Here is a 21,035-nt window from a genome sequence, read left to right as displayed (position 1 = left end):
TCGTTACAAAAAGAATAGTTTCAATACGCTAAATCTACAATATTTTATTTATACGATTTTTTATGTTCACTCTTTTTTAAATATACAAAAAAACCTCTCATAACTTTACAGTTATGAGAGGTTGATAATCTGTTATAACGTCCTGAATTTATGATAAAATAATCAAACATTCCTATTGGATTAAGTTAACACATAGTTCTTTATACGAATCAGAACGGAATATCGTCATCAAAGTCGATTGAAGGCTCTTGTGGGTTAACCTTAGCCGCTTGTTGCTGGTTTTGCTGACCAAAACCGCCTTGCTGCTGTTGGAAACCGCCCTGTTGAGGTGCCTGCTGTCCACCCGAGAAGCCGCCTTGTTGAGGAGCTTGTTGCTGTGGTGCCTGCTGTGCAAAACCGCCTTGCTGTTGTGGAGCTGCCTGCTGAGAGAAGCCGCCTTGCTGTTTAGGTGCTTGCTGTTGGAAGCCACCTTGCTGTTGTGGAGCCTGCTGACCACCAGAGAAGCCGCCTTGCTGCTGCCCCTGGAAACCACCGCCTTGTCCGCCACCACCTTGGCCACGGCTGTCTAACATTTGCATGGTGCCGTTAAAGCCCTGAACAACGATTTCAGTGGTGTACTGGTCTTGACCTTGCTGGTTCTGCCATTTGCGGGTTTGCAGCTGTCCTTCGATATAAACTTTTGAGCCTTTTTTAAGGTACTCACCGGCAATTTCGGCTAACTTGCCGAACATTACCACACGGTGCCATTCGGTTTTTTCTTTTTGCTCACCGGTTTGCTTATCTTTCCAGGTTTCTGAAGTTGCGATGGTCAGGTTGGCTACCCCACCGCCATTAGGCATAAAACGTACTTCAGGATCTTTACCTAAATTACCTAAAATGATTACTTTGTTAACACCGGCCATGAAAAAATCCCATAAATATGCAGTAAGATTGGCTTACTGACTTAGCTTCTGACTTAGATTCAATTCGTCGATAGCTGTATCTCATTCGACGAGTTAGAAATTTCGATAATTGAAGAATATTCTATCACTGTGCTCGGAAGATCCCTAGAAAAGGATCTCAATTTTCTGAGACTTTTTTCAAGATCCTGGATTATAAAAGTAAAAATTGATCCGCACCGTTGAGATAAACTGAACGAAAGCCAATGGCGCTACCATGACGTGCATAAACAGAATATGGTCAGGGAGCGCAATAGAAATAAAGCGACACCATTAACAAGAGAACAAAAGACTTAAAGCTAAATGCCTGCTTTTAGCTACACCGCATCCACCTCGGAAAAAACTAACCCGGTTAAATGGTGCTGTTTCACTATATCGTAAAGACTACCTTCGGCATCGGTTGTAAAGGTAAAAAGACCGGCACGATTTACCCTAAAAAGCCCTGTATGTTCTATCGCTTGCTTATCAAGTACCAGTCGATTAAAGCGCCTCACCCGACTCACTTTGCCATTACGCATATTCCATTGTGTCAACTTTTCATCAATGGCTTCTTCGGCTCCTAAAATATTTAGGGCAAACCAAGGTTCACCATTTAAATTTAGGGGTAAGAACTCACAGGCGCTTTTTAAACCTTCACTCAAAAGATCTGCCGTACGTGCAGAGACGCAAAAAACGCTTGAACCCAAACCGGCAATATCCGGCTTTTTAAGAGCACCATCTTCGGGTGCCATTAACCAATCAACCCCTAAAGTACGCCAATCATTTCCTTTCTCTTTACCGTCAAACAGCAGAAGATCATCTTCGCTCAACTGTACCGATTGCTCAAATACGGTTTCCTGCAATAATAAGTATTCATCTGGCTCAACACTAACCGTATAAACTTTATTAAACTTAGCCATATTAATCACTTTTGAGTTTTTTGAGATATTAATTCGTTTAATGGAAAGTTACCAGCTTCCAGCTCTTCACCTATCTCTCGGAGCGTCTCAATAACTCCTTCTCTACCCAGCCCTTCAGCAATAGTTTCATCTAACAAATACTCAACATTCAGGTAATATTTATTGGTATGGGTTTGGGTGTGTGCCTTGGCATCGGGTATTGGCAGCATAGGAGTATGCCTGATAAATCTAGGCAAAAAGACACCATTGGCTTCATGATCAATGTCTATGCCAAAAGCCGCAAGGCGCAATCTGGAACGGGCAGCTTTCATACAATCCCAGGCAACAATATGATGAGCCGCAGTGTTATCGGCTTGAGGACCCCTGTTTGCAGCAAGCATATTTTTCACCAGCATTTGACTATGTGATTTATTATGATGCCACCTGATATGGCGACTAAGAATAAGGTCATCTTTAGATATGAAGCCCTTCCGGTAACGAACAGAATCAATGATTTCCCCTCGATACATAATTGCATATTGCAGAGCTTGTCTTTTGGCTAAAGCAGGATTACCGGTGGCTGAGATTAGGTCTTTCTCTAATTCCTGTACAGTAATGTACTCATCTTCCCTTTGTATCATGAAAATCTAATTCCTTTAGATTATTAATTAGCTGTCAGTAGCAATAACGAAGTGCAGCGCAACAACTTAAATAAAAGTAGATGAATAATTTATCAAATGCCAATCACATGAGTTGCCAATTATAGAGGCTTATTACATGTTACAGCTTCTGAAAAAGAAAGAGCCAGGGAGATAATCCTGGCTCTTCACTTTTATTTACTTCAACTTAGGCAACTTGTTGTTCCTTATAATTTTCAACCTCAAATTTACGGGTATCTGGTTCAACTTTAATCGTTACTTTAAAGAACATCGCATACAACACAGGCACCACACCTAAGGTCAGCACTGTACCTATACCTAAACCAAACGCCAGCACACTGGCCATGCCGTAAAAGACCGAAGCGGGATCCATGATCAGCGGCAACAGCCCCATAATGGTAGTGATGGTGGTCATGGCTATTGGTCTTAACCGGGTTTTACAGGCATTGATGATCGCCTGGTAATCACTGATTCCGCTGCGGCGCTCAATATCTATGCGGTCGATCAGCACAATGGCGTTATTGATAATGATCCCCGCCAGGCTGTATATGCCCAAAGTCACCATAAAACCAAAAGGCGCATCCATGATAATCAAACCGCCCACAGTGCCTATCATAGACAAGGGAATGGTCAGCACAATAATCGCCGCACGGCGGTAAGAGTTAAACTGCATCACCAGCAAGATGATCACCAGGCCCACCACCATAGGCACGCTGGTGCCCATGGCCTGTTGTGCTTCTGCCGACTCAACAATAACCCCGTCGTACTCTATGCTGTGGTTTAGCGGCAGGTCTGCTTTTAACAACTGAATTTTATCGTCTATCGCCAGCTGCATATCCTGGGCGCTGATAGCGGTATTGGTTGCCAGCACGCTGATGGTGCGGAACATATTCTCGCGTTTGATCCTCGAATACTGATTCTCAGGAACAAAATCCGCTACCTGGAACAAAGGTACCCCCTGCCCCAAACTGCTTGAAAATACCGTTACCGTGCGCAAGCGATCCAGGTTAAAGCGCTCTTCATCTTTGCCCTGCAAAACCACAGGAATAATATTATCCTGCTCGCGATATTCGGTTACGGTTACGCCGTCAAAATAGCCCTGCAGGGCGCTGGCAATATCGTCCGAAGTAACCCCGGCGCGGCGCGCCCGTTGCTGGTCTATCTGCACTTTCACTTTAACAATGCGATTTTGCCAGTCGGTACGGACATTTTTAGTGTTGGGCAACTGGTGCAGCACCGCCATGATTTCTTCGGCCTTGGCATATAAAACATCTTTATCGGGCCCTTTTACCTGAATTTTAATCACGCTTGAGTCCGACGGCCCGACAAACATACGTTTGACCCGGGCAGAGACATTGGGAAAAGTTTCGACCATCTCGCGATGCAGCTTATCCACAAACGGATCCAGTTGCTCCAGGGTCACGGCTTCAGCCATATTAAGGACCACAAAACCTTTATTGTCCGCCGGATCTTCCGGGCTCAGGGAGGCGACAAAACGGGGGCCGTCAAATCCCGAATAACCGGCATAGCTTTGGATCTCGGGAAAACGCTGTTTATCGTCCAGCCAGGCAAAAATTTCCTTCATCTGGCGGTTGGTCTGCCGCGCCGAAGTGCCGTTGGGCAGGTCAACATACATTAAGACCTGGCTGCGATCCGAGTTGGGAAAAAATTGCTGGGCGACAAATTTAAAGCCCCCCATGGCCAGCACGAAAATCGCAATAACTATACCTATAAACAAGGCTTTATGGCTTAAGATCCAGTGCAGGAAGTTTTCGTAATAACCATAATATTTAGCGGCTGAACCTGCCTGCTCCGGCTCAGTAACCTTGCCCCGCTCCTTAGGTTTCACCCGGATGAATAAATAACATAAGATCGGGGTCACGCAGATGGCCAGCACCCAACTGGTCAGCAAGGTAATTAAGATCACCAGGGAAACAGAGCGGGTAAATTCCCCGGCAACATGCTCCGCCAGCATCAGCGGCAGGAAAAACAAGATAGTAGTCACCGAAGAGCTCAACAGCGGCATCGCCAGCTCCTTGCCTCCCCGGCACATGGCCTGATACCTGTCTGTGCCCTGCTCCAGGCGGCGTTTAAAATCTTCGGCAATCACTATGCCGTTGTCCACCAGCAAGCCCAGGGCAATGATCAGGGTCGACAGGCTCAGCTGCTCCAGCTTGATGCCGGACACTTTCATAATCGCCAAGGTACCCAGCATCACAAAAGGCACGATAGAGCCGACGATCAAACCGGTACGCATGCCTAAAAACAGGATCACCACCAACAGCACTATGATCAGGGTTTGCAGCACATTGCCGGATACACCGTCTATTTTCTCTTTTACCTGTACCGACTGATCCGTTGCCAAACCTATCTGGTAACCGACTGGCAGGGTCGCCTGAATATCCGCCACCTGCTGCTTCACCAGGGTATTAAAATCGGGTACGTTGTAATTCTCCAGCATGGCGACGCCAAACATGATCGCCGGCTGGCCGTTAAAATAGGCAGGCTCATCCGGCGGATCGATATAACCACGGCGCACCGTCACAATATCTTTTAAGGCGATGCTGTCCTGGCTGCCGGGAATAGAAATCCGGGTCTCGGCAATTTCTTCCAGGCTGTTAAAGTTACCGCTGGGTTCGACAATAAAAGAGGTATCGCCGGTATCAACCTGGCCGCCGGAACTGATGATATTCTGGTTTTGCAGCGCGTTGACTATGCTTTGCGGGGAAATCCCCAGCTGGGCCAGCTTGGCGCTTGACGATTCCAGAAAGATGCGCTCATCCTGTACCCCGAGCACTTCCACCTTTTTCGTGCCCGGCACGGTATAGAGGAGATCCCGGATATGCTTGGCCATATCCCGCATTTCCCCCAGGTTAAAACCGTCGGCGGTCAATGCCAGGGTGATCACGGAAACATCCCCGAAGGAGTCGTTTACCCGGGAGGTCATAGTGCCCTCCGGCAGGTTTGCTGCCGCCTCGCTCACCCGGTTACGGACATCCTGCCAGATATCTTCAAGGTTAAAATAGCGGTCATAAATCTGCACATGGATAATCGAGGTGCCGGTTTCCGAGGTAGAAGTGATTTTTTTCACTTCAGGCACCTTACGGATTTCTTTCTCCAGGGTTTTGGTGATCAGTTGTTCCACCCGCTCCGGCGACATGCCGGGGTAAGCCGTGGAGACAATCGCCTCCCTGACCACAGTGGTGGGATCTTCCTGCGCCGGCAGGGTGAAATAGGCAAAGACGCCGTTAACCAGCATCAGCGCCAGCAGCATAAAAATAGATTTGCGATATTCAAAGGAAATTTTCGTGATATTCATACCAGCTTCTCCGCTTCAATCAGTTAAATTGCTTAACTTGCTGGTCGAGTAGGTTTACCCGCTGGCCATGACGCAAATAGGTCACCCCGGCAGTGGCTATGATTTCCCCCTGCTTTAACCCGGAAGAGATAAAAGCCTCGTTATTGAGAATATTTTCCACCGCCACCCGGCGTTTAGCCACTTGAGAGCTTTGCGGATCATAAACAAAAACATAGGCTTGCTGGCCAACACCTGCGCCAAGGGCACTAAGCGGCAAACGAAAAGCCTCGCCCCGATAACCGCTGCGTCCGGTACCGGTAAAGGTAAAGTTCACCTCAGCGGTCATACCGGCGCGCAGGTGTTGCAGGTCATTCTTAACCAGGATGGTTACCGGGAAAGCATTGGCGCTTTGTGCCTTTGAGCCGATTTCAGTGATCACGCCGCTGCCGCTAACATCCGGCAGCACCGGATAGGCAATCGCCAGCTTTTGTCCCGCCCTGATATCCCGAACCAGGGTTTCCGGCACCATCACTTGTACTTCCAGCCCCATCTGGCCTTCAATATCAAAAGTTCCCTGTCCGGCCGCCACCTGCATCGAAGGCTCGATCATACGTTGGGTGATCTTGCCGTCATAGGGGGCTATCAAGCGGGTATCCTTGAGGTTTTTATTGCTGATGTCCAGCTGCGCCCTGGCCAAGTCTATGGCGCTGTTGGCAGTGGCGTAGGCGGTTTTGGCATTGTCGTAACCCGAAGCCGATACCAGTCCCTGTTTTTCCAGTTCGGCATAACGGCGGTACTCGTTTTCTGCCTCTTTTTGCGAGGCGATACTTTGCTCCAGATTCGCCTGCGACGACATCTGGTTAAAGCGGTAAGGAGAGTCTTCGATTTTAGCCAGCAGCTGACCCTGTTTGACCACATCGCCGAGTTTGACATAAACCTCGGCGACCTTGCCCCCCACCTGGAAGCTAAGCTCGGCAGATTCTACCGGCTGCACTATGCCGGATAAACGCCTGGCCTGCTCCAGTCCGGATTTTTCGGCTTCCACCCAGGCAATAGGACGGATCGCTTCTTCAGCGGTAACTTGTTCTTGCTTACAAGCGCTCAGCAGCAGGCTCAACAGCAAACAGGGCGCCAGGTAGTTCACAGTAGTACGCATTTAAACACCTCAGATATTTGATTAAAAAGTAATGAGGTGATTATCCGATGCGGGGGGTTAAGGGGAGGTTAATGTCCTTGATAAAAATAGAAATACTTGTCTAAATTTCGCCCGGTTTTGTTTCATCCTCAAAGGAAAGCAAAACCGGACAAAGTAAAAACAGGCAAGATCAGCCTTCAAGCAGATGTTTGTTCATTTCGCCTTTAATGGCCTCGGGAATAGGCATAGAGGCTTGCTCCTGATAGCAGAAATGCACCATCACCGCGGTGCCGCTGGCGCACTTCTCCCCTTGCTGCCACAATTCCTGGTAGACATCAAACGAAGCGCCGCCGATACGGCCGATATAGGTTCTCACTTCAATGTCTTTGCCGTAAAAGAGCTGACCGTGGTAGGTGACATCGATTTTCGCCAGGATCAACTGCCAGTTGCCGGTATCGAGCTCCGGCATAAACAAACGGAAAACCGGATCCCTGGCCCCTTCAAACCATACCGGCACCATAGTATTGTTAATATGCCCTAAGGCATCGGTATCGCTGAATCTCGGGCTAATAGTTTCACTGAACAACTTGCTATCCTTTTGCTATATGTATGATTTATTAATCTGATAAGCAGCAATCTTACACCCGGGGGTTAAAGAACCAAACTTTTGTCTTAAAATTTCTGCAATAAAGGCGGTGAATTATAGTATGCTGGAGGAAAAATAATAACGAATAACAAATAAAAGCAAGAACATGACTGATTTCATTGAAATATACCCCGACGCCTTACCGAGAGAGTTTTGCCAGGACTTTGTCCGCCAGTTCGAACAAAGCCCCCATAAAAACCCGGGGCGTACCGGCGGCGGTGTCGATACCACGAAAAAACTCAGCCAGGATATTTACCTGAACCAACACCCCGAGTTTCAACAGGCAATGCAAACCATCACCCAGGCCTGCACCCAAAGGGTCAGCGAATATATGGCCAAATACTTTTTCAGTATTATCAGCGGCATTTCCCTGACGGTAGCCCATCCGGTAACCAAAGAGCCGGTACAGCTGACCGCAGAAAACTTCGACGAAATCGGCAAGCCCAATGTTGTCAACCTGATGAAATACCTATTCCGCCTGGCGCCGATCAATGCCCAGAAATATGACAAAGGCAAAGGCAATTACGGCTACTGGCATTCTGAAATTTACCCGCAGCCGGGCCCCAACGATGCCCTGCACCGGGTATTGCTGTTTTTGATTTACCTTAATGATGTCGAAGAAGGCGGCGAAACCGACTTTTTCTACCAGGAAAAAAGCGTCAGGCCCAAGGCCGGTACTATGGTGATCGCCCCATGCGGCTTCACCCATACCCACAGGGGCAATGTACCGGTATCCAGCGATAAATACGTGCTGACCTCCTGGGTAGCGTTTAACCCGGCAGAAAGAATCTACACCCCACAATAACAACAGGACAGTAATGAAATCAGTTAGTCTATTGACCGGACTCAAATCCGGCCTGGCATCCGCTTTAGTTGCCTCAATGCTGGCATTAAGCACCAGTGCTTTGGCAGGTCCCGGGGTTAAGGCACCTCAGCGCAGCCAGGGTGAAGGCCCCTATAAACGCCTGATCCTGCGCGGCGGCATAGTGGTGAACGGCGAAGGCGCCCCCGCCCGCGGCCCCATGGACATTGTGATCGAGAACGACCGCATCGTCAGCATTGTTAATGTCGGCAATCCCGGGGTACCGATCAAGGCCAAACGCCCCCAGGCAGGTAAAGACGATAAAGTCATCGATATCAGCGGCCAGTATGTCTTACCCGGCTTTATCGATATGCACGGCCATATCGGCGGCAGCGCCGACAATATTCCCGCCGAATATGTTTTTAAACTCTGGCTTGCCCACGGCATCACCACGGTACGGGAGCCCGGCAGCTTTAACGGCCTGCCCTGGGTCATGGATCATGTCAAACGCAGCGAGAAAAACACCATAGCCGCCCCGAGGATCATCCCTTATGTCGGTTTCGGCATGGAACAACAAGACGAAATCAACACCCCTAAGCAGGCGAAGAGCTGGGTTAAGGCAATCGCGAAAAAAGGCGCCAAAGGCATCAAATTTTTTGGCGCTCCGCCACAAATCATGACCGCAGCCCTGGATGAAGCGAAAAAACAGCAGCTGGGCACTATGATGCACCACGCCCAGCTGGAAGTAACCAGCATGAACGCCCTGGACTCCGCCCGTTTGGGGTTGACCACCATGGAGCACTGGTACGGTTTGCCCGAAGCGCTGTTTGAGCACCAGATCATCCAGGACTATAGCCCGGAGTACAATTACAACAACGAACAGCACAGGTTTGGCGAAGCGGGCCGGTTATGGCAGCAGGCCGCCAAACCCGGCAGCAAAAAATGGAATAAGGTGCGGGATGAGCTGATCTCCCTGGATTTCACCATCAATCCGACCATGACCATCTATGAAGCCAGCCGGGATCTGATGCGGGAAATGAATGCCGACTGGCACCAGGACTATACCTTGCCGACCCTGTGGCAGTTTTTCCAGCCCAGCCGTTATGCCCACGGCTCCTACTGGTTTGACTGGACCACCGACGATGAGATAGCCTGGAAGAATAATTTCCGCCAGTGGATGACCTTCCTCAATGATTATAAAAATCACGGCGGCCGGGTAACCACGGGCTCAGATGCCGGCTATATCTTTAAAATATACGGCTTTGCCTATGTGCGTGAATTAGAGCTGCTCAGGGAAGCCGGTTTTAACGCCCTGGAAGTGATCCGCTCCGCCACCTTTAACGGCGCCCAGGCACTGGGCATGGCGGATGATATCGGTTCGATCCGGGTCGGGAAAAAAGCCGATCTGGTGATAGTGCCGGATAACCCACTGCGTAACTTTAAAACCTTATACGGCACCGGACATTTCAGGTTAAACGACAAAAACCAGCCGGTACGCACCGGCGGGGTAAATTACACGGTCAAAGACGGTATTGTTTACGATGCCAAGGCCTTGCTTAAGGATGTCAGGGACATAGTCTCGGCAGAAAAAAGAAAGGGGTAAAAGCACAGCCTGCTTCTGCCTTTATGGCAAGGCAGGATGACTTACATTCTTGTATAACGGCCGGTTAATCATCTTATTAGCCGGCTTTTTTAAACCGGTTATAAAATCCCTTTATAACCCCTGCTCCTTGCTCTCCTGGCAGCGCAGGATTACTTACAGGACGTAAGTACTTAGCTTAAGCCTGGAAGCATATTAAGCTGAAATAAACCCCTTTATAAAAAGCGCTTTAGGAGCCTGTCTATTTGCGTCATGCGAATTTTCTTTAACAACGCCTTAGGTTTATCCGGATAATTATCAATAGCCTCAATGTCGCGGGAATGCCCGATGCGCCGGGTATGCTTTAATATCACATCAACTTCCTGTTGCACCTGCGCTTGCAAATGTCCCTGCTTGTCATCAAGCAGCAAACCGTTTTCCAGATCCAGCGACCAGGCCCGGGGATTCAAATTGCTGCCGGTCAGCATGTGATAGCGGTTGTCGGCGATCAGCCCCTTAAGATGAAAACTGTTGCCCTCATCCTGCCATAAGCGGATTTCCAGCTGGCCGCTGTCGATATACTTCTGCCACTTTTTAACAAAACGATGTAAAAGCATTTCATAGATATAAGGCACGATACCGATAGTGCTGAAATCTTTTTCATCGGCAATATAAAAGTCATTGGCTTTTTTATCCCCCACCACCAGGGTGACTTTCACCTTGCGCTTGAGCGCCCGGGTAACATCCTTTGCCAGCGACTTGGGCAGGTTGAAGTAAGGGGTAAACAGCAGCAGCTCCTGGCGGCTCTTTTGCACCAGCTGGCGTATGGTATGGTTTAAGCGGTTGCCCCTGCTGCCGTAACCGATATAGGGCTTGATCAGGATATCATCAACGCCGTTAACCTTAGCCGGGGTATTTTGCAGCTCATAGCGGGACTTTTTCATACGCGCCTTTAACTGGCGGATATTCTGTTTTTGCTCTCCCGGTCCCGGCAAGACTTCATCATTTAAACGCGGTACTAAACCCGACTGGACAAATTGCCGGTCCAGGTAAAAACAAAAGCTGTCGCTTAAAGATTTTGAAGAGATCTGGTAATAGCGGTCCAGGCGATATTTCTCCTGCTGGTGCAGGTAAACGTCATTGATGCTGGCGCCGGTATAAAAAACAGTGTCATCAAACACCATGCCTTTAAGGTGCAACACCCCAAACAGCTCTTTACGCTTTACCGCCACGCCGAAGACATCTATGCTTTGCCGGTATTCTTTTTCCAGAGCCAGGTACAGGGCCCGGTTGCCTTCCTGCTTGCCTTCGCCGATCAGCCCCCGCTGGGCGCGGTGGCAATCGACAAATACCTTCACATTCAAACTTGGATTGCCTGCTTTAGCCCGGTACAAGGCATGGAGGATTTCCCGGCCGGCGTCATCGTCCTGCAGGTACAAGGCAGTGATATAAATGCGTGATCTGGCCGCCTGTATCAGCGTCAGCAACTGCTGTTTATACTCAGCAGGAGTACAAAAAACTTTTATATCTTGAGAGCTTACCGCAATACCTTGAGATGCCTTGATCAACTTTTCCACCAAAATCAGAACTAAACAGCGAACAAGTATACCCAAAGCGCATGAAAATGCGAAATAGTGCGTGCATTACAAGGGTATAAGTAACAGATTAAGCAAGAGAATAAACCATAGCGGACTCGCTTACCCCGCCTGGCTTAGGATTACCGTTTCCCCCGACGAACTTGCCGGGGAAAGCAAGTGAGCTCTCATTCACAATAACTTACTTGGGCAGGTATCACTTAACAAAAGTAAACTGCGCCAGCTGATCGGATAAACGCTCCGCCAGCACAGACAACTCATGCCCGGCTCCCGCCGCTTCCTTCGCCGCCTGCATTACCTGATCCGCCCCTTCGGCGATATTGACGGTATTGCTGTCGATATCCACCACCATTTGGTTTTGCTGGGTAACGGCAGCCGAAATTTGCACCGTGGCTTCGACGATTTGTCCGACATTGTCGGTCACCTCATTAAAGGTCTCGGTCACCTGCTGCGTTTTTTCCACCCCATGCTCGGCTTTGGCTACCCCCTGGTTCATGGCAGTCACAGATTTTTCTGCTCCTCCCTGCAACTGTTCGATGATGCGCTGTATTTCCGTGGTGGAATCCTGGGTACGGCTGGCCAGGGTGCGTACTTCATCCGCCACTACGGCAAAGCCCCGGCCCTGTTCCCCGGCCCGGGCCGCTTCGATGGCGGCATTAAGCGCCAGCAAATTGGTCTGATCGGCGATTTCCCTGATAACATTCACAAATTGGGCTATTTCCGTGCTTAATCCTGCCAATTCGTTAATCACCGAGGCCGACACATTCACTTCATCGGAGATATCCGTGATCGCCTTGCCGGTTTCTGTGATCACCGTTTGCCCCTCGGTCACATGGGTACTCGCCTGCTCGGTGATCTCCCGGGCTTCATCGGTATTTTTAGCGATCACGGCAACACTGTCGGACACCTGACGCACGGCACTGGCAACGCTGTGGGTATTTTCCTGCTGCGTGGCCAGGCTTTGCTCCATGCCGGTGTTGAGCTGGTGAATATTAACCGAGCTCGATTTCAGCAGAATAATATCATCGCTGAAACTCATCAGTAATGCCTGAATTTTTTCCTGCATCTGGTTAAAGCTTGAGGCAATATCGCCGAGTTCATCCTGGGAGTTAAGCAGCAGATTTTCACTAAAATCTCCGTTACCGAGACGTTCCGATGCCTGGTTGATCGCCATCACGTTTTGTTTTAACGAGAAATAAAAGGTTGCCAGCAAAAAGCCGATAATCACAGTGCCCGCCAGCAATACCAGGGTTAAAATCACCAGTGCCCGGTTGCTCTTGTCCCGGTATTGCCCCAGCTTCTGTTCAAGCAGCAGGTTATTCCTTTTCAGTAAATCCTGCGCCTGTTGATAAATCATGCCAACACTTTGTCCGGCAGCGCCGGCAGACCAGGAGATACTGTCCGGGTCAATCACCTTATTACGTAAATTGCGCTGATACTCGTCGAGTCCGGTTAAAAAATCCTGATAGGCTTGAGCATATTGCTTCATCTGGTTGCCGTCTGCTTTGAGCAGCTGCTCACTGGATTTCACCAGCTGCACCTGGAGTTCATCCAGGCGTTTGTCCAGGGCTACCAGGGAAGTATAGGTTTGTGCGGTAAAGCCCTCGTTATTGATAATCGCCGCGGTTAAATCCCGGGTGCGCGCCAGGTATTCGATCATGGCAGGCAAACGCTGCACCACCAGCTCAGAGATATAAAAAGCACTGGCCTGGCTTTCCCGGCTCAGGCCGCTAAAGGCGGCAATGTTCTCGCGAAAGGCCAGGGTTTGGTCGTATAAGGCCGCCAGCGCCGCCGAATTATACTGCTCGTTTGCCCCGGTGATTTCCTGCCAGCGGTTATCTATAGCTTCTAGCTGCTGGCCAAGCTCGTTTAGCAGGGAAAAATCCCGTACCTGGCGTTTTAACTGGCTGAGATCTTGTGATACCTGCTCTTCGGCATTCGTTTCCACCTGGGTTTGGCGAATATCCTGCTCCAGCATGGCGACTTTTTTCACCATGGCCAGCCCCATCAACTCTTTATCATATTGTTCGATACGCCCCAGCTGCTCGCTGACGATCCACCAGCCACTGGCCAATAGCGGAATATAAAAGATCAGCGTCAGGATCAGGAATTTATATTTAAAACGCAGCTTATTAGAAAGTGCGACGGCCGACGAGGTTAGAAAAGTCATAGCTGAATATGCTTCCTTTTTTTAAAATTATTTTTATCGCGTATCAATCCGGTTAACACCAGAAAAAGTATAGACCAGATACTATACAGATAAATTTCTTTTATTTGTAAGTTGTTGTTTAGATTGGCCGGATGTTTTCCTTTTTCCAGAAAAAAAGTTGATAGTCGCCGGGCAGGGAAAGGTAAAAAGAAAAACAAAAGAAAAGCGGCCTTTCGCCGGATAAACCGGTAACAACAGGCCGCTAAAGTGTGGGATATCAGTCGGGAAAAGCTAACTAAAAGCTATAGCGGTAGGCAACACCAAAACCCAGGGATTTATCATCGTCGACAATCGGGCTGTCGCTGATTTCATCATCAAAAAACTCCATTTCGGCAAACGCCATCACTTGCTGATTTTTGCTGATAGCATAACCCGCGGTTAACCCAAGTTCATAGTTAACGGCACCGTCAGCCTGGTAATAAGCCCGGTTAGCGGTCACATCCTGCTCGCTTACGCCGTAATAATAATTCACTACGTCCTTGCTGGAATAAGTAACACTTACCGCAGGTTCAATAAACCAGCGCCCGTAGCTGATATGGTAGCTGTAACCGGCACTCAGGCTGTACCCCTCATGTTTGTTACTGATATCATGTGCCGTGCCAAGGGAAAGTTCTCCCCAGTCCCCGGAATAGCTGAGCTCGACATTGGCAGTTATCGCCGTGTCTAAGTCTTTCATATCTTTAAGCTCTTTGCTGTCGCCGCGGTCGGTATCACCGATAAAGTCGCCGCCGATACTGAAATCCAGGGCAAAGTCATTCAGCTCAATCGCGGTTAAACCCAGCTGCCCCTGGCTGAAATAAAAATTACGCCAGTAAACTTCCGGCAAAGGCAATATGGTATTGTTTCTTTCACCGCCGACATAAATAGAGTCCTGGGTATGAGCCAGGGCCATCACGGCAAAATGGAAATCGCCGTCCTGTTCATCTCCCTGACCTTGATAATCATTTGCCAGCGCATAGCCGGAAAACAACGGCAATAACAGTGATATTTTAGATAATAAACGCATAAATCTTCCTCCTTAGGTATGCCATCTAAAGTAGCCCATTGCCGTTTTGAAAACTGTATGGAAAATGTAAGTTAGTGTCGGCGATTTGTTGCTTACTGTCAGAAATTCACTTAATTTTCCATAGGTTTAGTGCTCTCCCCGAGTACTGTGGCCGATAGTACCGTGACCGATAATCGCCGGGTTTTCGCACACATGCCGGGAACACTCCAACTCCAAAGTGCTGTGCCTGATGGCAAAGCGCTCTGCCAGCAGGTTTTTCACTTCGCCCTTAATGGCATCTGCTCGCTGCCATTGCTCCGGCTCCAGCACGATATGGGCGTCCAGGGCATTCTGGTGCTCCTGCATTTGCCATAAATGCAGGTGGTGGACACTGTCGATACCCGGCAGGCTTTCCACACCGGCAAGCACCACCTTAGTATCGAGATCCGGCGGACTGCCCAGCATCAAAATACGGATCACCGGGCCTATTTCCGTCAGCGACTGCCAGAGGATATAACCGGCAATCATCAGGGTTACCAGGGGATCGATAAGCTGCCAGTCATAGAGCAGGATAAGGGTACCGGCCACGATCACCGCAACCGACCCCAGGGCATCGGCAACATTGTGCAAAAAGGCCGCCCTGATATTCATGCTCTGTTTTGACAGGCGAAAAGTCAGCAACGCCGTCACCAGATCCACCACCAGGGCAAAGGCAGCAATCACAATCACCAGCCAGCCGTCCACCCCCTGGGGATTAAAGAACCTGAGTACCGCCTCATAACCCAGGTAAACCCCGAGTAAAATCAACGTGGTATAATTAATCAATGCCGCCACTACTTCTGCCCGGCCATAGCCATAGGTCATTTGTGCATTGGCCGGCTGGCGGGCAATTTTACGGGCAACAAAGGCAATTACCAGCGCCAGCGCATCGGATAAGTTATGAATAGCATCGGCGATCAGCGCCAGGCTGCCGGATAACAGGCCGCCGATAATTTGCACTAAGGTTAAGGCGAAATTCACTGCGATTGCGCCAAAAACCCGCTTATCCCCGGCGCCGGGATCTATGTGATGATGGTGTCCTGCCATGATTACCTCTGTTAACAACTGTGATAGCCTTAGTCTAATAGCTATAGTAACTAGAGGTTCAAGAGGAAAAAACAAAATGTTTTTAATTGGTGAACTGGCGCGGCGCACCGGGGTTAAAGTCCCCACTATCCGCTACTATGAAAAAATCGCCTTAATTGACCCGCCCCGTAGATCTGAAGGCAACCAGAGATTATACCGCCAGCAGGATCTGGAGCGGCTTTCCTTTATCCGCCATGCCCGGGAACTGGGCTTTCCCCTGGAAGATATCCGGGCATTAATCGAACTGAGCACCACCGACAGCTCCTGCAGGGGAATTCATGATATCGCGCTGGCGCAACTTGAAGCCGTTACCCGGCGCATAAGCAAGCTGCAAAAATTGCAGCAAGAGCTGGAGCGGATAACTGCTGTCCCTGACCAGGGTAAAACCAGGCAATGCCAGGTGATACAGGCATTAGCCGACCATACTTTGTGCCAAGGAGAGCATTAGGCACACACATCAGGGTTCACAAGCATTACCGGCTTATCAGTACCACATCGGTGTGGTATTTATCCAGCTTAGTATAAAAAGCCATGGTGCCATCGCTGCTGACACTTAAATGCCGGTCCGAGTCGACCGCCATAACGGGATCAATCTCATATAAGGTTTCAGACTGACCCGTTGCCAGCTCCATTTTAAACAGCATTTGTTGTGCCTTGCTTGCCGGTTCAGCACTTAAACCAGGTGACATATAGTAGATAACATCGGCATGTGCATCCCATTCATAACTGCCTTTTAGCGACAATAACATTTTATCCGCCGGCGTTTGCGACTCGTCTCCGGCTAAAGTCCGCGAATGCACCTTCACCGTACCGATTTTTTGATAATGCAGATGTTTTTTATCGGGAATGGCAAACCTGGAAACCGGGTGCTGCAACAAACTTTGTGTTTGCCCCGAGGCCAGCTCTTTCGCCATTACCTGCCAGATACCGTCAACTTCTTCATACCAGTAAAACATAGCGCCGTCTTGCGACCATTGGCCCATTTTGACATTATTTTCACCGGCAAAGCTGTCGGCATTCCCCAATTCGAGATCAAACTGTATGATACGGCTGCTATCCTGGCCAAGGACACTGATCAACAGCTGTTTACCGTCCGGCGACCAGGCCGGTGCCACCAGCTTTTCCTTTGCTTTGGCCTGAAAAACCAGACGATTATAATTATCACCCAGGGAGCGCAGCCACAGTGAATCTATATCTGAAGTGGTGGAAACAAATGCCAGCATCTTGTTATCCGCCGACAGCCTGGGATAACTGGTTTGCGGCAGGTTCTTAAATAACGGTTTGACAACCCTGTTGCCCTGCGGGTCCGGCGATGACTGCCAGATATTCACTTTTTGCTCCCGAGTAATGCCGGCAAACTGCCCTGAGGCTTCATCAAAGTCCAGACTGTTGCTTTTAGTCCCGGCAATAAAAGTCGTCTCTTTGCTGCTGAGATTTACTTTCCAGATGCCGTCATTGCTGCTGTTGACCAAAAGATAATACAGGGCATCTCCGGCTTCATCCCATAATACCTGGCTCACCTCTTCTCCCGTGGCCAGGATTTCGGTATAAGCTCCGGACGCTTTATCCACCAGAGCCAAAGTCCACAGATGACTGTTGGGTTGGTAATAGACCACAGCGATAACTTTGCCGTTTGGCGAAAAGCGCGGCCACAGATAACCCGAAGCCGGTTGCTGCGGCAGCGGTAAAATATCGGTATTGCCGCTTTGAGCATCCACCAGGGCCAGACCTTCTATTTTCTTGATTTGGTTAAATACCGTAGTGACCAGCTGTTTACCGTCGGGAGACCAGTCCAGGGCCTGGGTTTGCGCATAGGGACAAGGGGCCAGATCTCGTTCGCTGGCATCGAGCAAGTGGTAGACCCGGATCAGGCAGCCACTGCCGGTAAAATGTTTATAGGCGATTTCTTTGCCGTCGGGGGAAAACGCCGGGGCGACATCATAGGAAATAGCTATATTTTCTTCGGCTACTGACGCCGCTCCCAGGGTGATAAGCTTGTTGTCCGTCAGTGAACGCAGCACAATTCTGCCGCCGGCATACGCTTGCGAACTGACAGAATAGGCCAGCATTTTTCCATCAACGCTAAATCTCAGGTAACGCTCATAAGCTTGATCCCGGGTCAGGTAGGTGAAGGTCGGCTCCGATAACTTGCCAGCTTCCTTCACTGCGACATCCGCATTTGACTCTTTGTCCTGAAACAGCCAAGTCCCGAGCAGCAGGACAGCAAGGGCCAGCACACTAAAAACCAGCCAGACTTTTTTCGCGTTTACTCCGCTGCCTTTTGTTTCAGCTTCCGGTGATTGTTCAGATAAAGGTACTTGTTCCGGAGCTTGTGTTTCGTTAACCGGCAAAAGCGCTGATGCAGCACCCGGCAGCCAGTTTACTGCCTGTTTAAGGCGATAGCCCTGCTTAGTCACGGTTTCGATATAGGCCTGTTGACGCGCCGAGTCGCCAAAAACTTTGCGCAAATCAGAAATCGCCCGGCTTAATACCATATCTGACGTATGGGGCGTCCCCCACACCGCGATAATCAAATGTTCTTTCGAAAGGGTTGTTCCCTGGTGGCTGGCCAGCTCGGTTAATACCGCCAGCATTTTAGGGGTGATGGCGGTTTCCGTTTCCCCCCGGGTAATGAGATTACGCGAGCCGTGAACGGTAAAATCTCCCACGGTAAAACTGGCGACTGTGGCTGCTGTATTATTTTCCATGAGATCTCATTGACTGTGGGCTATCCATTATTCATACACCTGATCAGCGCAGATTTTTTATTTTTAGTTGGGGCCTTCAACAGGCTCGCCAGCAGTTTTAAAGCATCCCATAGCAAGCGTCAAGGGTTTTAGCTTCAGCCAAAGCCGGAGCCAACAGCGAAAAAAGCTGGTTACAGTAAGCTGTAACCATTTGTTTATTATGAATTTCAATAAAATTTCAACAAGCTTTCAAGCAAATACACAGTAATTCTCAAGACGCTTTAAGCTCAGAATCAGTAACTTAACCCTGTTGGTCCCGGCCGCTAACAGCCCCAGGTTTTCCTGCGCTTGCTTTCGGCTTTTAGCTCACTAAACGGGACAAGCACTTAACCGCACGTTTGCCTCTGCCTCAAAATAAAGAGGCAAACCCGGACAATAAAACGACAAGGGAAATATGAAGATGCAGCAACATAAAAATTTGATCCGTAAGTGCGCCCTGGCCATGGCGATAACTTTATCCTCGGCAACAATGGCGGCCGACTATAGCGAATTTGCGGTCATGCCGACAGCCAGCAATGATGGCCTGAGCTTTGATGCCGATGGCAACTTATACGTTTCTCACGCCGGTAATTTTGTCGGTGGCGCTTTATCCGGCACCAGTGTCCGTAAAATAACCTTAGACGGCACGATATCGGATGCCGCCACAGGGCTGTCGGGGCCGATAGGCAACCGGTTTGATTCCAGCGGCAATATGTACGTTGCCAACTTCAATACCGGAGAAATCACCAAAGTCACCCCGCAAGGGGTCAGCTCCACCTTTGCCCAGCTGGGTAATGCCAGCGGTATCATCATTAATTCACAGGATGAACTGTTTGTTTCCAGTTACCTCGAAAGCGTGATTTATAAGATCACCCCGGACGGCGAAAGCGAACTCTGGCTGGCAGGCGAAGGCCTGGACGGCCCGGTCGGCATTGACCTGGATGAAGCAGGCAACCTTTATGTCGGCAACTACAATGACGGCCGGATATTTAAGATCGCAAGCGATAAAAGCATTACCGAACTGGCAAGGGCACCGGATTATACCGGCCATATCGCTTATGCCAATAACATGATTTATACCACGGCGCTTGAAAACGACCTGATTTATCAGATACCGGTTAACGGCGGCGATACCCTGGAACTGGAAGGTTCGGCCGAGGCCGGTTTCATCTTTCCCAACGGTATTACCAGCAGCCCGGACGGCAGCAAGCTTTATGTCTCGAACTTTGAAAGCAACCAAATCATATTGGTTGAAAATTTTGTCCCGGCGGCCGAAGATGACCAGGTGACAACCTCACAAAATACTGCCCTGGTGATAGATATATTGGCCAACGATATTGACCATGGCGTGCCACTGGATCGGACATCGGTTAACATTATCACCGGCCCCGAAAATGGCAGCGTCACTGTAGATGAAATCGACGGCAGCATCATCTATATCCCGGATATTGTGTTTAACGGCGAAGATAACTTTGTTTACAGCGTCAGCAACAGCAATGGCGCCAGCTCAAATAAAGCCAGGGTTGCCATCACAGTAACCCAGAGCGAAACAGCAGCGAGATCTTCCGGCAGCAGCGGCGGTTCATTCGGCGCTTCGTTATTGTGCCTGCTGCTATTAGTGCCGGGCCGAAAATTGTTGTCCGCCCTTAAACAAGGCTGATATTAAACTTTTATATGCAGTAGCCTGAAAAAGTCCTGCTTAAACAATGGCATTCAATAGCTGAATGCCATTTTCTCCTTTCTGATATTCACTTAATTTCAAGTCACTAACCGATCTTTTCTTGACATAGATCAAATTAGGTTTACAATTTTCAGAAAATACTGAAAATTCAGAACAAACAATATGTCACCGATAATTAACTCCCTGGTTATGCATTTTGGCGAAATGGGCTCCCGCTGGGGCTTAAACCGCACCTTAGGGCAAATGTATGCCCTGATCGTCTTAACCGAAAAGCCCCTCAACGCCGATGAAATCAGCGCTCAGCTCAACATTTCCCGCTCCAATGTCAGCATGGGACTGAAAGAATTAAAGTCCTGGAACCTGATCAAACTCAGCCATATTCCCGGCGACCGTAAGGAATACTTCAGCGCCCCCAAGGATGTCTGGGAAATTGCCCGCAACCTGATGATGGAACGCCGCAAAAGAGAAGTCGACCCGACCCTGACCGCCCTGCGCGATGTCTTACTCGAAGCCCCCGCTAATGAGCAGGAAGAATATGCCCAGCAAAGGGTCAAGCAAATGCATGACTTAATAGAAATGCTGACCATATGGACGGATGAACTGCAGAATATGTCCAATGAAAAAGTGGCCGCCCTGCTCAAGCTAGGCTCCGGATTGAGCAAACTGCTGGATATGAAAGAGCGCCTGCTGCCGGGCAAAACCAATAAAGAGTAACAGGCCAGACAACACCAGGAACACAATAAAGAATATCTCCAAATTTAACCTAAGGGTAAATCGAT

16 protein-coding genes are annotated in these 21,035 nt (G+C 49.3%); 5 read left to right on the top strand and 11 right to left on the bottom strand.

Features of this window, described 5'->3' with window-relative positions; all coding sequences use genetic code 11:
- Positions 1–209 precede the first annotated feature (209 nt).
- From ssb to SG35_RS02660, 6 genes are all read right to left on the bottom strand, one after another.
- Positions 210–902, bottom strand: coding sequence for a single-stranded DNA-binding protein (gene ssb, locus SG35_RS02685; protein ID WP_044832199.1), 693 nt, complete (start codon positions 900–902; stop codon positions 210–212).
- A gap of 353 nt (positions 903–1,255) precedes the next feature.
- A complete protein-coding gene (locus SG35_RS02680) occupies positions 1,256–1,837 on the bottom strand; it encodes an imm11 family protein (protein ID WP_044832198.1) in 582 nt (193 codons plus the stop codon).
- Positions 1,838–1,842: 5 nt separating this feature from the next.
- Positions 1,843–2,457 (bottom strand): AHH domain-containing protein, encoded by a 615-nt coding sequence (locus SG35_RS02675; protein WP_236702564.1) that lies wholly within the window; start codon positions 2,455–2,457, stop codon positions 1,843–1,845.
- Between the two features lie 205 nt (positions 2,458–2,662).
- Positions 2,663–5,794, bottom strand: coding sequence for an efflux RND transporter permease subunit (locus SG35_RS02670; protein ID WP_044832197.1), 3,132 nt, complete (start codon positions 5,792–5,794; stop codon positions 2,663–2,665).
- Between the two features lie 19 nt (positions 5,795–5,813).
- A complete protein-coding gene (locus SG35_RS02665; protein WP_044832196.1) occupies positions 5,814–6,929 on the bottom strand; it encodes an efflux RND transporter periplasmic adaptor subunit in 1,116 nt (371 codons plus the stop codon).
- Positions 6,930–7,098: 169 nt separating this feature from the next.
- A complete protein-coding gene (locus tag SG35_RS02660) occupies positions 7,099–7,494 on the bottom strand; it encodes an acyl-CoA thioesterase (RefSeq protein WP_044832195.1) in 396 nt (131 codons plus the stop codon).
- Positions 7,495–7,660: 166 nt separating this feature from the next.
- Between SG35_RS02660 and SG35_RS02655 the strand changes: the two genes are divergently transcribed.
- A complete protein-coding gene (locus SG35_RS02655; protein WP_044832194.1) occupies positions 7,661–8,359 on the top strand; it encodes a 2OG-Fe(II) oxygenase in 699 nt (232 codons plus the stop codon).
- A 76-nt stretch (positions 8,360–8,435) separates the two neighbouring features.
- Positions 8,436–9,959: an amidohydrolase family protein gene (locus SG35_RS02650; protein WP_420794558.1), complete on the top strand. Its 1,524-nt coding sequence runs from the start codon at positions 8,436–8,438 to the stop codon at positions 9,957–9,959.
- A 212-nt stretch (positions 9,960–10,171) separates the two neighbouring features.
- Here the strand turns inward: SG35_RS02650 and pssA are convergent, their stop codons facing one another.
- The 4 genes from pssA to SG35_RS02630 form a co-directional block, all read right to left on the bottom strand.
- Positions 10,172–11,503, bottom strand: coding sequence for a CDP-diacylglycerol--serine O-phosphatidyltransferase (gene pssA / locus SG35_RS02645; RefSeq protein WP_044832215.1), 1,332 nt, complete (start codon positions 11,501–11,503; stop codon positions 10,172–10,174).
- Positions 11,504–11,726: 223 nt separating this feature from the next.
- Entirely contained in the window at positions 11,727–13,700 is a 1,974-nt protein-coding gene (locus tag SG35_RS02640) for a methyl-accepting chemotaxis protein (RefSeq protein WP_044832192.1), read from the bottom strand.
- Positions 13,701–13,974: 274 nt separating this feature from the next.
- A complete protein-coding gene (locus SG35_RS02635; RefSeq protein WP_053042944.1) occupies positions 13,975–14,745 on the bottom strand; it encodes a MipA/OmpV family protein in 771 nt (256 codons plus the stop codon).
- Positions 14,746–14,871: 126 nt separating this feature from the next.
- Positions 14,872–15,810: a cation diffusion facilitator family transporter gene (locus tag SG35_RS02630; RefSeq protein ID WP_044832190.1), complete on the bottom strand. Its 939-nt coding sequence runs from the start codon at positions 15,808–15,810 to the stop codon at positions 14,872–14,874.
- A gap of 76 nt (positions 15,811–15,886) precedes the next feature.
- On the opposite strand from SG35_RS02630, the gene SG35_RS02625 reads away from it, so the two are divergent.
- Complete coding sequence (locus tag SG35_RS02625) at positions 15,887–16,297, top strand: MerR family transcriptional regulator (protein WP_044832189.1); 411 nt, start codon at positions 15,887–15,889, stop codon at positions 16,295–16,297.
- A 25-nt stretch (positions 16,298–16,322) separates the two neighbouring features.
- On the opposite strand, the gene SG35_RS02620 is transcribed toward SG35_RS02625, so the two are convergent.
- The gene (locus tag SG35_RS02620; protein WP_044832188.1) at positions 16,323–18,557 is read right to left on the bottom strand and encodes a winged helix-turn-helix domain-containing protein; all 2,235 of its coding nucleotides are present in this window, start codon (positions 18,555–18,557) and stop codon (positions 16,323–16,325) included.
- A 439-nt stretch (positions 18,558–18,996) separates the two neighbouring features.
- Between SG35_RS02620 and SG35_RS02615 the strand changes: the two genes are divergently transcribed.
- On the top strand, positions 18,997–20,235 hold the full coding sequence (locus SG35_RS02615; RefSeq protein ID WP_044832187.1) for an Ig-like domain-containing protein: 1,239 nt from the start codon (positions 18,997–18,999) through the stop codon (positions 20,233–20,235).
- Positions 20,236–20,418: 183 nt separating this feature from the next.
- On the top strand, positions 20,419–20,970 hold the full coding sequence (locus tag SG35_RS02610; protein WP_044832186.1) for a GbsR/MarR family transcriptional regulator: 552 nt from the start codon (positions 20,419–20,421) through the stop codon (positions 20,968–20,970).
- Positions 20,971–21,035: the final 65 nt, after the last annotated feature.

The organism is Thalassomonas actiniarum (genome assembly GCF_000948975.2).
Taxonomy (GTDB): Bacteria; Pseudomonadota; Gammaproteobacteria; order Enterobacterales; family Alteromonadaceae; genus Thalassomonas; species Thalassomonas actiniarum.
The sequence above is the reverse complement of the archived record's forward strand: the minus strand, read 5'-3'. Positions and strand labels throughout refer to the sequence as shown.

Excerpts from the sequence above, each read along its gene's own strand:
- SG35_RS02665 (WP_044832196.1), bottom strand. The coding sequence starts at position 6,929 with ATGCGTACTACTGTGAACTACCTGGCGCCCTGTTTGCTGTTGAGCCTG.
- SG35_RS02610 (WP_044832186.1), top strand. The coding sequence starts at position 20,419 with ATGTCACCGATAATTAACTCCCTGGTTATGCATTTTGGCGAAATGGGC.
- SG35_RS02635 (WP_053042944.1), bottom strand. The coding sequence starts at position 14,745 with ATGCGTTTATTATCTAAAATATCACTGTTATTGCCGTTGTTTTCCGGC.
- SG35_RS02650 (WP_420794558.1), top strand. The coding sequence starts at position 8,436 with ATGCTGGCATTAAGCACCAGTGCTTTGGCAGGTCCCGGGGTTAAGGCA.
- SG35_RS02655 (WP_044832194.1), top strand. The coding sequence starts at position 7,661 with ATGACTGATTTCATTGAAATATACCCCGACGCCTTACCGAGAGAGTTT.
- SG35_RS02670 (WP_044832197.1), bottom strand. The coding sequence starts at position 5,794 with ATGAATATCACGAAAATTTCCTTTGAATATCGCAAATCTATTTTTATG.
- SG35_RS02620 (WP_044832188.1), bottom strand. The coding sequence starts at position 18,557 with ATGGAAAATAATACAGCAGCCACAGTCGCCAGTTTTACCGTGGGAGAT.
- SG35_RS02680 (WP_044832198.1), bottom strand. The coding sequence starts at position 1,837 with ATGGCTAAGTTTAATAAAGTTTATACGGTTAGTGTTGAGCCAGATGAA.
- SG35_RS02625 (WP_044832189.1), top strand. The coding sequence starts at position 15,887 with ATGTTTTTAATTGGTGAACTGGCGCGGCGCACCGGGGTTAAAGTCCCC.
- ssb (WP_044832199.1), bottom strand. The coding sequence starts at position 902 with ATGGCCGGTGTTAACAAAGTAATCATTTTAGGTAATTTAGGTAAAGAT.
- SG35_RS02615 (WP_044832187.1), top strand. The coding sequence starts at position 18,997 with ATGCAGCAACATAAAAATTTGATCCGTAAGTGCGCCCTGGCCATGGCG.
- SG35_RS02640 (WP_044832192.1), bottom strand. The coding sequence starts at position 13,700 with ATGACTTTTCTAACCTCGTCGGCCGTCGCACTTTCTAATAAGCTGCGT.
- SG35_RS02675 (WP_236702564.1), bottom strand. The coding sequence starts at position 2,457 with ATGATACAAAGGGAAGATGAGTACATTACTGTACAGGAATTAGAGAAA.
- SG35_RS02630 (WP_044832190.1), bottom strand. The coding sequence starts at position 15,810 with ATGGCAGGACACCATCATCACATAGATCCCGGCGCCGGGGATAAGCGG.